Below are 14,700 nucleotides of genomic sequence, written 5' to 3'. Positions count from 1 at the left end.
AACACATGAAAAAAATATGTTACTTCCTGTTAAGTCTTTTCCTTTTAACATCTTGTGATGATAAATATAGAGACGATCGTGTTTTTGAGGCTGCAAAAATAGTAGCTGTAAAAGCAAACGATGTATTATATTCAATTGATAATACTGGTAATAATGAAGCGAAAATAATTTTGCCTGCTGGTGTTAATCTTACAGCATTAAAAGCTGAAATTTTGGTTGCAAATGGCAAACTTGTTGGGTTTGAAAATAATATACCGCAAGACCTTACCAAACCAGTGGATATTCAAATTGAGGGTGAGTATGGGGACATCAGTATTTGGAAACTTATTGTACAATCGCCTCCTTTATTGGTAAGTTTGGATGCCGTGGGTTTATCAATTCCTAAAGAAAAAGTCAACATTGGTAAAACTACCATTATTGTTGAAATTCCAGAAGGAACAGATACCACGAATCTTGCAGTTTCTTTTGGGTTTTTAAATGGCACGATACAAAATTTTACCAACGGGACACCAAAAGATTATTCCACACCTTTTAGATTAAATGTTTTAGGTGTGGATGGCGTAACGGTTTACGGTTATGATGTGGTATTTACTTCCGATCCCGTGGGGCCAGCGCTACTTAAAGGGATGGTTATTAATGGTGATGCAACCTCTGAGATTTTAGTTATCGATGCTGCAACCTCAACTATTCAACCCGTTGTTCCCTATTTAACAAATTTTTCAAATGCTAATATTGCATTGGACGTCGCATTTGGAAATGTTGTTGATCCTAACTTTAATACTACAAATATAGATTTATTGAAAGGTTTTAAAGTGAAGATTACAGGTACTAATGGCGTTGAAACAGAGTTTACAGTAAAAAATCCTTTAATACAATCAACTCCAATATTAGATAAAACACATGCAGCTTTTGAATTTGCTGCAAACGCAGGTTCTTCGGCAGCCTTTAGTGGCAATAATATTGTTATTGCTGCAAATGCTATGCTTGGTGGCGCAACAGCAACATTGGGAATAAACGCCTATGATTTATCAGGAAATTATTTGAATGGATTATCTAAAACGGGTACTAATTTTGATGGTGGTGGAGTAACAGGTATTCGTAAATTGGCTACTGATGATGATGGACGTATTCTAGGTGTTCAATTAGGTGCCGGTGCTGGTGCTGATGTCACACTCAGTATTTTTAGGTGGAATTCGATTACTGATGAAAATCCAACGGCCTATATTTCTTATACACAAACTAGTTTAGGAACGACATCAGCAAGGGCTGCCGGTATTAATATTTCTGGTTCATTAGCTGGCAACGCCACCATTGCAGTGCCTATAGCACAAAAAACAGATGTTCTGGTTTGGACAGTTACTAACGGTGTTTTAAACCCTGTACCTCAAAAAAGAGAATTTCCATATGCAGGAACCGGATTTTATTATAGCGTTCAACCGTATAGCGATGGTTTTATTGGTGCATCAACAGGGATTAATTTTAGTGGTATAAATGTGATGAGCAGTACTTTGAACGAAAGTGCCAAAATAACGGGTACATCAACTACAGATGCAAAAACCATAACATATAAAGGAAGGAAATATGTGGCATATACCGCGCAAATAGGTGGAAGACATGTATTTAGAATTGTAGATTTTACAACGCCTAATGTATATGCTCTAAGTAATCCCATTATGAGTATTTCAAGAGCACCTACATCAAATGCCAATGTTACCGTAGACTCTGATTTTAAAGTCATTAACAATAAGCTACACGTTCTTTTTTATGGAACAAATGACGGGTTAGCAGTTTATAAATTAGAACAATAAAATAACTTAAGAAAGGCTGTGTTTAATAGCTCAGCCTTTTATAAACTAATACTAAATAATATGAAAAAGATTCTATTGTTACTTGCCGTACTTGTGTTTTCATGTGCGATTGAAGAACCGCCCAGAGTATATCCAAACAAACCTGTGATAGCTGAAGATGGCGTTAAAGGTGTTTGGGTTACCAACGTAGCATCCTCTGCTTTAAGTTCCCTTAGTAGTATAAAAGAAACCGTGCAAATTTGTAAAAAATCGGGGATGACCGATATTTATGTGGTAGTCTGGAATAAGGCACGAACCTTATATCCAAGTACTATAATGAATACAGAATTTGGTATTCCTATTATGGAAGCCTATTCTGGAAGGGATCCTTTGCAGGAAATGATTACTGAAGGACATAAAGAGAATATGAAAGTGCACGCTTGGTTTGAATATGGTTTTGCAGCATCAAATGGTCAAAATGGTGGTATCATTTTACAAAAATACCCACAGTGGAGCGCCAGAGATGTCAATAAAAATTTACTGGTATCCTCAGGCGGATTTGAATGGATGAACGGTATTAATCCAGAAGTTCAGAATTTTATGAAATCTTTAGTGGTTGAGGTCGTTACCAAATATGATGTTGATGGCGTGCAAGGTGATGACAGATTGCCCGCAATGCCTGTAGAAGGTGGTTATGATGATTTTACAGTGCAACTATATAAGAACGAACATGCAGGGGCAGCTCCTCCTACGGATGCAAAAAATGCCGATTGGATTGATTGGCGAACCAATAAACTTTCAGATTTTTTCGGCGATTTAACAGCTGCAGTAAAAGCGGTTAAACCGAATATGATTGTTTCTTCGGCGCCTAGTGTTTACCCATGGGGAAAAACCAATTATCTTCAAGATTGGCCTACTTGGTTAAGCAAAAAATATTGCGATTATGTTATTCCCCAAGTATATCGCTATGATTTCGACGCTTATAAAGTAACCTTAAAAAGTCAAGTTACTGCCTTAAAAAGTAGTGCCGATAGGTCAAAATTATTTGCTGGCGTTTTATTGGGCGTTGGTACAAATAACAATTCCAGTGAGCTTGTTGAAAAGATGGTCAATGAAAACAGAGCCAATGGGATAGGTGGTGAAGTGTTTTTCTATTTTGAAGGATTGAAATTGAATTCTGAATATTTTACAACTAAATATCCACCAAAATAATGGTTTGTGTTTAGAAAAAATTTGACAATTAAATAGCTTTACAATAATAGATAGAGATTTATTTCTTGTCTCTATTATGATAATGCACAACATTGTATTTTTTAAGTACATAGCAAAATTTAATTAAGGTCAAATCAGTAGTAAATCAGTTCCTAAATAATTCCTCCCCTTTTTCCAAGGGGAGGTGCCGATAGGCGGAGGGGTTTAATTCCTCCCCTTTTTCCAAGGGGAGGTGCCGATAGGCGGAGGGGTTTAATTCCTCCCCTTTTTCCAAGGGGATAGCTTGTACCGATTTTTCGGTATGCCGATAGGCGGAGGGGTCAAAACATTAAGTTTTAAACTTTTTTTGAAACATAGGAAACACATGAAACGAGCATGTTAAAAGCATTATCACCCAACGAAATGATTAATAGCGAACAGTCCCGATAGCTATCGGGATGACAATTAAAAAACACTAATATAAACACATGAAACACTTAATATTAATAGCGCTCATTGGTGTTTTTTATTTAAACTTGGGGTGCAAGAAGGAAAATCAAATCTTGAAAGAGAGCGATACTTCCGCACCTAAATTCCCAATGGGATATAATGAACCCGTAAAAGGCGTTTGGCTAACCAATGTAGCGAGTGAGGCGCTCTATACAAAGGCAAATATTGAAAAGGCCGTTTTAAAATGTAAAGATCTTGGCATCAATACCATTTTTGTGGTTACTTGGAACAAAGCACAAACTATGTACCGAAGTGCCATCATGAAAAATTTTACGGGGGTGGAAATCGATCCCATTTTAGACCCCGAAAATAATGGCAGGGACCCCTTGCAAGAACTTATAGATGTGGCACATGCCAATAATATAAAAGTATTTGCTTGGTTTGAATTTGGCTTTGCGTCGTCCTATAACGAAAATGGAGGGATATTAATAAAATTGAAACCAGAATGGGCTTCGTTGACTTCTGATGGAAGCATCTGTACCAAAAATAATTTTGATTGGATGAATGCTTTAGACCCCGAAGTTCAAGATTTTATATCGTCTTTGGTTTTAGAGGTTGTTAGAAACTATGAAGTCGATGGCATACAAGGTGATGACCGATTACCTGCAATGCCTTCCTCTGGAGGTTATAATCCAAAAACAGTAGCATGGTATAAGGTCGAACATGGTGGCAACCCACCGCCCGAAAATTATAAGGATTTTGAATGGGTAAACTGGCGTTCAGAAATATTGAATGACTATTTAAAACAGTTGTATGAGGACGTTAAAGCCATTAAACCCGACTGTATTGTCTCCATGGCCCCTAGCGTATTTCCATGGAGCAAAGAAGAATATCTACAAGATTGGCCTACATGGATCAATCATGGCTATGTGGATCTGTTGTGTCCGCAAGTGTACCGTAAAGATTCTTTAAGCTACCAAAAAACCTTAAAGAAAACCATGTCCTATATCATTCCTGAAAAAAGACATTTATTTTTTCCTGGGATTTTAATTCAGGTAGATGATCAAAGACCGTCAAAAGAGTTATTCAATTTTATGCTCAAGACCAATAGAGAAGAAGGGGTAAACGGCGAAGTTTATTTTTTCTATGAAGGGTTAAGTGCTTTTGAAAATGACATAAAAACATTTTATAGACCAACCAAAAACTAAATCAAATGAATTTATCTTGGATTGATATTTCAATTGTCATGCTCTATTTGGTATTGACTCTTTTTCTGGGCTTTTATCTGTCTAAAAAAGCATCAAAAAACTTAGAATCCTATTTTTTGGGAGGTAATGAAATTAAATGGTACTATTTAGGACTGTCCAATGCATCGGGCATGTTCGATATTTCTGGTACCATGTGGACGGTGACGTTAACCTTTGTTTACGGACTAAAAAGTGCCTGGATTCCTTGGCTATGGCCCGTGTGGAACCAAATTTTCGTTATGGTTTTTCTTGCTATTTGGATGCGACGATCCAATGCTATGACCGGCGCCGAATGGATTACCTTCCGTTTTGGCGATGGTAAAGGAGGCCGTTTAGCACACATCATAGTGGTTGTGTTTGCTGTGGTAAGTGTCATTGGGTTTATAGCCTATTTTGTAGAAGGCATTGGCAAATTTGCCACCACTTTTTTACCATGGGATTTATCGGCTGATATTATCGCACTCCATCTCACTTCAGAACAATCGTATGCTCTTATTATTATTGGAATCACAACACTTTACACCCTTAAAGGAGGTATGTATAGTGTGGTAAGCACCGAGGTAATCCAGTTTTTAATCATGACGGTGGCATGTGTTGCCGTTGGAATTATTGCTTACAATCAAGTAACTCCAGAGCAAGTAGCTGCAGCTACGCCCGAAGGTTGGAGTAATTTAATGCCAGAGTGGAATTTAAGTTTGGATTGGTCGCAGACCTTTCCCGAGCTCAACGATAAAATAGTCTCCGACGGCTATGAAATGTTCGGAATGCTCATCATGATGATGATTTTAAAAGGGGTGTTCGCAAGTTTAGCGGGGCCTGTTCCAAGTTACGACATGCAACGTATTTTATCAACAAGAACCCCTTCCGAAGCTGCAAAAATGAGCGGTTTAACGCCATTGGTATTGTTCATTCCACGTTATTTAATGATTGCAGGTTTGGCGGTTTTGGCATTGGTATATTTAAAACCAGATTTGCAAGCTATGGGCGCTAATATGGATTTTGAAATGGTATTGCCCATGGCCATACAAAATTTTGTGCCTATTGGTGTAAAAGGACTCTTGTTGGCAGGCTTGTTGGCAGCTTTTATGGGAACATTCGCAGCGTTTGTAAATGCGGCACCAGCATATTTGGTGAACGATTTGTATAAAAAATATATAAATCCTGAGGCTTCAAACAAAAAATTGATTCGTTACAGTTATGCCTCCAGTTTAGCGTTGGTAATTATTGGAGTGAGTTTTGGACTCTTTGTAACCTCTTTGAATAGTTTGACCCTTTGGATAACATCATCGCTTTTTGGTGGTTATGCTGCGGCAAACGTATTAAAATGGATTTGGTGGCGTTTTAATGGTATGGGATACTTTGCTGGGATGCTTGGTGGTCTTTTAGCATCACTGGTCGTTCCTCCTTTGGCGAGAATGGCATATCCAGATATTATTGATATTTATATTTTCCCCGTCATATTTCTTATTTCATTTTTATCTTGTGTGTTGGCCACTATGTTGACAAAACCAGAAGATATGTCCATCTTAAAACAGTTTTACAAGCAAACCCGACCGTGGGGGTTCTGGGGACCCATAAGAGATGAAATTTTAAAAGAGGATCCTGGTTTTCAGGAAAATAAAGATTTTAAAAGAGATGCCTTTAATGTGGCAATAGGAATTATTTGGCAAATGAGCATGATTGTTATTCCATTGTATTTACTTACCGGAAATACTAGGGAAACCATCATTTCGGTTATCGTTTTTGTTGTAACATCCGTAATTTTGAAAAAGACGTGGTACAACAATTTAAAAAATGTAGATTAAGAATAAAGCTAAGTAATTGACAAGATTTAATTAAGTTTAAATCATTAGTAAATCAGTTCCGGAATAATTCCTCCCCTTTTTTTAAGGGGAGGTGCCGATAGGCGGAGGGGTTAAGAGGATTAATTGTTTAAATGTTATAAGATGTTTTTGTTATTTAGTGTTAAAATATAGTTGAATTAAAAAGAATAAAAAACAAGCATGATAAAAGGCACTTTTATAGATGAGATAAGTCATGATATCCCACACCAAAACTGGGGTAGGGAAGAATGGGATACCGATTTTAAGCACATGAAAAACATGGGCATCGAAATGGTTATCATGATTCGGAGCGGTTATAAACAATGGATTACCTATCCGTCAAGCGTACTACAACGTGAAGTAGATGCTTTCAAACCTTCAACAGACTTATTGAAACTATTTTTGGAATTAAGTGAAAAATACGATTTACAATTCTATTTCGGATTGTACGATTCGGGCAAATATTGGGTCAATGGCGATTATGAAGCTGAGGTTGCTATTAACAAGGCCGTTATAGATGAAGTTTGGGAGCATTATGGTCATTATCCAGCATTTAAAGGTTGGTATATTTCCCATGAGATAAGCAGAAAGAACAATCCCGCCATACAATTATACAAAACCTTAGGAACCCATTGTAAAGCCATGTCCAATGGCTTACCAACCATGATTTCGCCATATATAGATGGCGTTAAGAACATCAGTCAATATGACCATGAAGTTCTTAAAACGGCAGGCGTTTCATTGGAAGCCCATAAAGCGGATTGGCGCGAAATTTTTCAGGAAATCCATGAAGCTGTAGATATTGTGGCGTTTCAAGATGGTCATGTGGCGTATCGTGAATTGATAGATTTTTTAAAAGTCAATAAGGAATTGGCGGAAGAATTTGGTATGGAATGTTGGACCAATACGGAGACTTTTGATCGGGATATGCCCATCAAATTTTTACCTATTAAATGGGATAAATTAGAATTGAAATTAGAACTCGCTAAAAAAGCAGGCATCCAAAAAGCCATCACTTTTGAGTTTTCTCATTTTATGAGTCCGCAATCGGCTTATTTACAAGCGGGCCATTTGTACAATAGATACCAAGAGTATAGAGAAAAACAAAGAAAATTGCTAAATAATTGACAAAAATTGAAACAATAAGTTCAAATCATTAAAAATCAATGTCGTAATAATTCCTCCCTTTTTTCAAGGGGAGTTGCCGATAGGCGGAGGGGTCAATGATATAAAAAATGTTAAAATGACATTAACAAAATGATCTAACATGAAGAAACTATTTTTAGTAGTTGTAAGTTTCCTTTTAGGAAGTGTATCTTATACCCAAAACCAAAACCAGATAAACCAAAATACTATCGATGTTTTGGTAATTGGTGGCGGAGCAAGTGGTACTATGGCAGGTATTCAAGCTGCTCGAATGGACGTTTCTGTGCTTATTTTAGAGGAAACACCTTGGTTGGGAGGCATGTTGACGTCTGCAGGGGTTAGTGCCGTAGATGGCAATTACAATTTACATTCAGGTTTGTGGGAAGAATATAAGCAAGCATTAAGTGCACACTATGGTGGCGAGGAAGAACTTAAAACAGGTTGGGTAAGCAATGTGTTGTTTGAACCACAAGTTGGAGCAAAGATTTTGTTAGACATGGCAAAAAAAGAATCAAACTTACAAGTGGTTTTTAATTCAAAAACAGAAAAAATAACAAAGTCTAATGATGGTTGGGAAATAACGTATCGTGTAAACGGAGAAGAGAAAAATATCCAAGCTAAAATAGTTATAGATGCTACCGAGTTAGGAGATATCGCTGCCAAAGTGGGAATACCCTATGACATGGGTATGGATTCAAAATTTGATACAGGCGAAGAAATTGCTCCAGAGAAAGCGAATAACATCGTGCAAGATTTAACCTATGTGGCCATTCTTAAAGATTACAAAGATTCTTTAAAAGCAAAACTCGATAAACCCAAAAATTACGATCCGACACCTTTTTTATGTACCTGTAAAGGCAAGTGTACGGAGGAAATGGCAAAAACTAAATTATGGGATTGCGATTATATGATGGAATACGGAAAATTGCCAAACGGTTATTATATGATTAATTGGCCCATTTACGGTAACGATTATTATACAAATATTATTGAATTGAATGCTGAAGAGCGTGCTGAAGAAATCCAAAAAGCAAAAGACTTCACGCTTAATTATGTTTATTATTTGCAAAATGAACTGGGTTTTGAAAATTTAGGGATTGCAGATGATGTGTATCCAACAGAAGATGGATTGCCTTTCATCCCTTATCACAGAGAATCCAGAAGAATAAACGGATTGGTGCGCTTTACGGTAAATGATTTGGCAAGACCTTTCCAACAAGAAAAACCGCTTTACAGAACTGGGATTGCAGTGGGGGATTACCCTATCGATCATCATCATAATCGTTATCCAGAAGCCGATAAGTTACCGGACTTGCATTTTTATCCAGTCCCTTCCTATAGCATTCCTTTAGGGACATTAATACCAAAAGAGACGGCTAATTTTATAGTTTCCGAAAAATCCATTTCAGTGACCAATATAGTAAACGGCACCACAAGGTTACAACCAGTTTGTATCCTAATTGGGCAAGCATCTGGCGCTTTGGCAGCACTTTCCGCGAAGCAAAACAAAACTCCTGCTGAAGTTTCGGTAAGGCAAGTTCAAAAAGCATTATTGGATGCGAATGTTTATTTGATGCCATATTCGGATATTGAACATACAGACCCCGCCTTTAAAGCATTACAACGTATTGGTGCCACGGGTATGTTAAAAGGTAAAGGGAAAAATATAGGCTGGAAAAATCACACCCATATTTATCCAGATAGTTTGTTAACAGTTACAGATTTAAAAACGGGACTAAAAGGTTGGACAAATGTAGATGCATTAGATTTTAACAAAGAAACCGTTTCTTATAAAGAATTGCTGACTGTTATTAAAGTGATTAAAAAAGAAGCAGGAAACGATAAAAACACATCATTAAAAAAACTAAAGAAACAAGGAAACTTAGTCTTAAAATCTTATGAACTAAACGAATTAAAATGCGATGATAATTTAAGTAGAAAACAAGCCGCCGTATTATTGGATGCATTACTTAATCCGTTTGAAATGCACAATGTAAATCATTTTGGCGAGTTATTGCCTATTGAAAAATAATTATGAAACGAGCAGGTCAAAAGCATTAATGCATAAGAGAAAGATAAATAGCAAACAGTCCCGATAGCTATCTGGATGACCGTTAAAAAACAATGAATATAAGCACATGAAAACACTTTCAAAAATATTAATGGGGTTACTATTCTTATTTGTGGTTTCAATGCATGTTATTGGGCAGTCAACATTTTTTCCTGCTACACATGAAAGCTTTCAATATATCGGGCGATTTGATAAAACAAATCCTGAACAAGTACGCTTTGATTGGCCAAATTCAACCATTCAATTTCAATTCACGGGTTCAGAAATAGCTCTATCACTTAAAGGTGGCGCTCGGAATTATTTTAACCTTTTTCTAAATGATACGTTGCATAGTGTTTTACATCAACCCAATGATTCCATAATCAAAATTAAAGACATTAAAAAGGCAGGTATACATACGTTACGCTTACAAAAAAGAACAGAAGGCGAGATGGGAATTGCTGTTTTTAAAGGCGTATATCTTCCTAAAAATGAAAAACTGATAATATCTAAATTAAAAACTTCAAGAAAAATTGAATTTATAGGAAACTCGATTACTTGTGGGTATGGTACAGAAGGCGCATCTCGACATGAAAAATTTCTTCCGAGTACGGAAAATGTCAACCAATCTTATGCGTTGATCACATCAAAAGCTTTCAATGCCGATTGCCACGTTATAGCACATTCTGGTTTAGGGGTTGTTAGAAATTATGGCGCCAAAAACAAAGTATCGGTAGATCGTGCCACGATGCCTATGCGTTTCAATCAAATTTTAGATACAGATAATAGTCTGTTGTGGGATTTCAATTCATGGAAACCCGATATGTTGGTTATTAATTTAGGTACGAACGATTATTCTACGAAGCCATATCCAGATAAAGCTATTTTTCAGAACACCTATAAATCGCTCATAGAAAAAATACAAGATGTGTATGGAAACATTCCTGTTTTTCTTATTTGTGGCCCATTAATAGACGAGCCCGCCTATACAAATATTAAAGAGTTGGCTAATGATATGAAACAATCAAACCCAGAATTGAACATTCATTTTATAGGCATTCCCAAAGCACTTTTAAATTCAACTAGCGATTTAGGATCCGATTCGCACCCATCCTATAAAGGGCAATTAAAAATGGCAAAGCATATCATACCAACAATAGCGACGGTGATGGATTGGGATTATAATTTAGAGATAAACAACTGATGCTAAGATGAAAATAATAAAACATGCTACATATCTTATTTTAGGAATATTATGCCTTTTGCAAACTTCTTGTAACGGTATTGATAAGAAAACTTCTGCTAATAATCCAGAAAAAATAATAGTCGAAAATGTTCTTAAATATGTAGATCCTATGGTAGGTACAGGCGGTCATGGACATACGTTTCCCGGACCCACGTTGCCACATGGTAGAATACAATTAAGTCCCGATACCCAATTGTTGGGTTGGGAAGCAAGTAGTGGTTATTCGTATGCCGATACAACATTATATGGCTTTAGCCATACCCATTTAAGCGGAACGGGTATTGGTGATTTAGGCGATGTACTTTTATTGCCCTTTACGGGGGAATTCAATAATGAAAAACCTGTTGGTGCATTTTCCCATGATAAGGAGCGTGCAGAAGTAGGTTATTACAAAGTGACTGTCGAACCCTGGAACGTGATTTCAGAATTAACAACAACGCTGTATTCAGGAAGACATCGTTATCAGTTTCCAAAGTCTGATGATGCTAATGTTATGGTAGATTTGGCCCATATTTTACAAGCCAACTGGGGACATAAAGTGGTAGAAAGTAGTATTCAAATTATTGATGAATACACCATTCAGGGTTATAGAAAAACATCAGGATGGGCAGCAAACGACCCTATTTGGTTTACCTGTGTTTTTGATAAACCCATCCTTTCTCATGTAATAAATGTAGATGGGAAAACGATGGACGCCACTTCTGCTTCAGGAATTAATACCACTGTTTATGCCACTTTCGGAAAACTGGAAACACCCTTAAATGTAAAAGTAGCCGTTTCTGCGGTTGACCAAGCGGGAGCAAAACAAAACCTAAATGCCGAAGCGGATTTAGAAACTTTTGATGATGTTGTAAAGCATGCTCAAAACCTATGGAACGATGAACTGCAAGCGATAACCATCACATCTAAAGACACTACCGTTTTAAAGAATTTTTACACCGCTTTATACCATACAAAAATAGCACCTATGCTGTACAGTGATGCAGATGGAAGATACCGTGGTATGGATAATGAAATACATAAAAACACGCATTTAAAACGCTATTCCGCCTATTCCTTGTGGGATACTTTTAGGGCTTGGTATCCTTTAATGACCATTATAGAACCTGATAGGTCAAAAGATTGGGTGTATGATTTGTATCAACAATCCCAAGAAGGTGGATTGCTTCCAAAATGGCAGCTAAATGGTAATTACACAGGGACTATGGTTGGGTATCCAGCAGTGGCTATCCTATCTGATGCAGTAAATAAAGGGCTTATAGATTCTATACCAAATAAGTTGTTAGATGCAGCACTTTTAAGCTCGAAATGGCAACCAGAATTTCATGAAAAACACAAAGGTACCCGAGCAGAAATGGTGATGCCAGAGCAAATCTATTACAAAGAAAAAATGGGATTTGTGCCTTTGGATAAAACAAAAGAATCAGTTTCGTATGGATTGGAAATGGCGTATTACGATTGGTGTATTGCAAAAATGGCAGATGCTTTAGGTGCAAAAGAAATTGCTGAAACCTATTATAAAAAAGGGGAGGCTTATAAAGAATATTTTGATCCTGAAATAAAATTCATGCGGGGTAAAAATTCAGATGGCTCTTGGGGTAAAAATTTCAACCCAAGATTTTCCAATCATTTAGAAGGAGAATTTGTAGAAGGAAACTCCTATCAATGGACGCCCTTTTTGCCACATGCGGTAAACGACTTCGCCACTATGTTGGGTGGAAAAAAAGCATTGGGCGATTGGCTTGATAACTTGTTTACAACATCCTCTGAAATAGAAGGCGATAACGCTTCAGCAGACATTACGGGGCTTATCGGTCAGTATGCGCATGGTAATGAACCAAGTCATCATGTACCCTATATGTATCAATTTAGCGACCGGCCATGGCGCACGCAAGAGGTTTTAGATTCAATTATGAAACAGTTTTATACCCCAATACCAGAAGGTATTATTGGGAATGAAGACTGCGGACAAATGTCTGCTTGGTATGTTCTAAATGCAATCGGTTTATATCAAATGACACCAGGCGATAACCAATACTATATTGGCAGACCGATGATCGATTCCGCTGAAATAAAACTTAAAAATGGAAGTTTTAAAATTGAAGTGATGAATAACTCTGCTAAAAACAAATATGTAGAAAAGGTGCTTCTAAATGGAAAAAAATTAGAAGCAAATAAAATAGAATATAATGATATTAAAGCCGGAAGTGTTCTTGAAATTTACATGTCGCCCAATAAATAATAAAAATAAACAATAAAAAATAATCAAATGATTTCATTTTTCATAGCAATAGGCGTACTCATATTAGGTTATTTCATTTATGGTAGAATTGTGGAGCGTGTTTTTGGTGTAAAACCAGAACGTGAAACACCTGCTACCAGATTGGAAGATGGCGTGGATTTTATGGTTTTGCCTACATGGAAAGTCTTTTTAATCCAGTTTTTGAATATTGCAGGTCTAGGGCCCATTTTTGGTGCTATTGCCGGTGCCATGTTTGGTCCAGCAGCCTTTTTATGGATTGTATTGGGGAGCATTTTTGCAGGAGGCGTGCACGATTATTTTTCGGGGATGTTATCCGTAAGACATGATGGATTGAGTATCAGCGAAATTGTCGGGGTGTATCTTGGTAATAATGCCAAACACATCATGCGCTTGTTCACTATTGTGCTATTGATATTTGTCGGTACTGTTTTTTTAATGGGACCAGCAAAGATTATCGATGGCATGACGGGTGTGAGCTGGGGTGTTTGGGGCTGGGTTTCCATCATTTTAGTTTATTATGTGCTATCCACGTTACTTCCCATAGATAAGTTGATCAGTAAGCTATATCCCGTATTTGGCGTTGCCATGTTATTTATGGCTTTAGGATTGTTTATTGCTTTGGTTTTTGGAGACTATCATATTCCAGAAATCATTCCAGCCAATTTGTATAATATGAAAACCAACCCGGACGAAACACCTCTTTTTCCTATACTTTTTGTAACCATTGCATGTGGTGCGATATCTGGTTTTCATGCTACGCAATCCCCATTAATGGCACGTTGTATGAAAAATGAAAAAATAGGAAGAAAGATATTTTATGGCACCATGATTACGGAAGGTATCGTCACTTTAATATGGGCAGCCGCAGCCATGACTTTTTTTGGTAATGTAAATGGATTGAATGAGGCCATGATAGCTAATAACAATAATGCCGCTTGGGCTGCCAATGAAATCTCCCTTAATATGTTAGGAGGCTTTGGAGGCATTTTGGCATTATTGGGAATCGTTGCAGCACCTATAACTTCAGGCGATACAGCATTTAGATCGGCACGACTTATTCTTGCGGATATTTTTAAAATCAACCAGAAAAAATTTAAAAACCGTTTATATGTTTCCATTCCTTTGTTTGTTATTGCTTTTTTACTCACGCAAATTGATTTTGCCATTATATGGCGCTATTTCGCATGGAGCAACCAAACATTGGCAACCATTGTACTCTGGACCATCACAGCATATTTATGCTATGAAAATAAAAATTATTGGATTACCGCACTGCCAGCTGTATTCATGACCATGGTGTGCAGCACCTATATTCTGGTAGCTCCTGAAGGATTTCAATTACCCACCCAAGTAGCATACATAGGAGGCGCATTAATCACATTGGTAGTAACAGCATTATTTCTTTTCAAAATGAACAATTATATAAAAGCACAGGTAGCAACGATGTAACTGTACTTAAATTGAAATATTAAAAAATAACTAAACCACAATTTTTTA

9 protein-coding genes are annotated in these 14,700 nt (G+C 37.0%); all 9 read left to right on the top strand.

Features of this window, described 5'->3' with window-relative positions; all coding sequences use genetic code 11:
* Positions 1–5: 5 nt before the first annotated feature.
* The 9 genes from ACU1LP_RS06750 (at position 6) to ACU1LP_RS06710 (ending at position 14,652) form a co-directional block, all read left to right on the top strand.
* A complete protein-coding gene (locus ACU1LP_RS06750) occupies positions 6–1,808 on the top strand; it encodes a hypothetical protein (protein ID WP_445734424.1) in 1,803 nt (600 codons plus the stop codon).
* 60 nt (positions 1,809–1,868) lie between these two features.
* The gene (locus tag ACU1LP_RS06745) at positions 1,869–2,999 is read left to right on the top strand and encodes a glycoside hydrolase family 10 protein (protein WP_445731230.1); all 1,131 of its coding nucleotides are present in this window, start codon (positions 1,869–1,871) and stop codon (positions 2,997–2,999) included.
* 467 nt (positions 3,000–3,466) lie between these two features.
* Positions 3,467–4,636, top strand: a complete 1,170-nt coding sequence (locus tag ACU1LP_RS06740) for a glycoside hydrolase family 10 protein (protein ID WP_445734425.1) — start codon at positions 3,467–3,469, stop codon at positions 4,634–4,636.
* Between the two features lie 5 nt (positions 4,637–4,641).
* A complete protein-coding gene (locus tag ACU1LP_RS06735) occupies positions 4,642–6,480 on the top strand; it encodes a sodium:solute symporter family protein (RefSeq protein WP_445735911.1) in 1,839 nt (612 codons plus the stop codon).
* Positions 6,481–6,678: 198 nt separating this feature from the next.
* The gene (locus ACU1LP_RS06730; RefSeq protein WP_445735910.1) at positions 6,679–7,626 is read left to right on the top strand and encodes a DUF4434 domain-containing protein; all 948 of its coding nucleotides are present in this window, start codon (positions 6,679–6,681) and stop codon (positions 7,624–7,626) included.
* Positions 7,627–7,765: 139 nt separating this feature from the next.
* Positions 7,766–9,676: an FAD-dependent oxidoreductase gene (locus tag ACU1LP_RS06725; RefSeq protein ID WP_445735909.1), complete on the top strand. Its 1,911-nt coding sequence runs from the start codon at positions 7,766–7,768 to the stop codon at positions 9,674–9,676.
* 106 nt (positions 9,677–9,782) lie between these two features.
* On the top strand, positions 9,783–10,898 hold the full coding sequence (locus tag ACU1LP_RS06720; protein WP_445735908.1) for an SGNH/GDSL hydrolase family protein: 1,116 nt from the start codon (positions 9,783–9,785) through the stop codon (positions 10,896–10,898).
* A 7-nt stretch (positions 10,899–10,905) separates the two neighbouring features.
* Positions 10,906–13,182, top strand: coding sequence for a GH92 family glycosyl hydrolase (locus tag ACU1LP_RS06715; protein ID WP_445735907.1), 2,277 nt, complete (start codon positions 10,906–10,908; stop codon positions 13,180–13,182).
* A 27-nt stretch (positions 13,183–13,209) separates the two neighbouring features.
* Positions 13,210–14,652, top strand: a complete 1,443-nt coding sequence (locus tag ACU1LP_RS06710) for a carbon starvation CstA family protein (RefSeq protein WP_445733470.1) — start codon at positions 13,210–13,212, stop codon at positions 14,650–14,652.
* Positions 14,653–14,700: the final 48 nt, after the last annotated feature.

Source organism: Mariniflexile sp. (assembly GCF_052728615.1).
This window is presented reverse-complemented; position numbering and strand designations above follow the sequence as displayed.

What these genes read in the sequence shown, in the direction of transcription:
- ACU1LP_RS06750 (WP_445734424.1), top strand. Translation starts at nt 6, where the DNA reads ATGAAAAAAATATGTTACTTCCTGTTAAGTCTTTTCCTTTTAACATCT.
- ACU1LP_RS06745 (WP_445731230.1), top strand. Translation starts at nt 1,869, where the DNA reads ATGAAAAAGATTCTATTGTTACTTGCCGTACTTGTGTTTTCATGTGCG.
- ACU1LP_RS06740 (WP_445734425.1), top strand. Translation starts at nt 3,467, where the DNA reads ATGAAACACTTAATATTAATAGCGCTCATTGGTGTTTTTTATTTAAAC.
- ACU1LP_RS06735 (WP_445735911.1), top strand. Translation starts at nt 4,642, where the DNA reads ATGAATTTATCTTGGATTGATATTTCAATTGTCATGCTCTATTTGGTA.
- ACU1LP_RS06730 (WP_445735910.1), top strand. Translation starts at nt 6,679, where the DNA reads ATGATAAAAGGCACTTTTATAGATGAGATAAGTCATGATATCCCACAC.
- ACU1LP_RS06725 (WP_445735909.1), top strand. Translation starts at nt 7,766, where the DNA reads ATGAAGAAACTATTTTTAGTAGTTGTAAGTTTCCTTTTAGGAAGTGTA.
- ACU1LP_RS06720 (WP_445735908.1), top strand. Translation starts at nt 9,783, where the DNA reads ATGAAAACACTTTCAAAAATATTAATGGGGTTACTATTCTTATTTGTG.
- ACU1LP_RS06715 (WP_445735907.1), top strand. Translation starts at nt 10,906, where the DNA reads ATGAAAATAATAAAACATGCTACATATCTTATTTTAGGAATATTATGC.
- ACU1LP_RS06710 (WP_445733470.1), top strand. Translation starts at nt 13,210, where the DNA reads ATGATTTCATTTTTCATAGCAATAGGCGTACTCATATTAGGTTATTTC.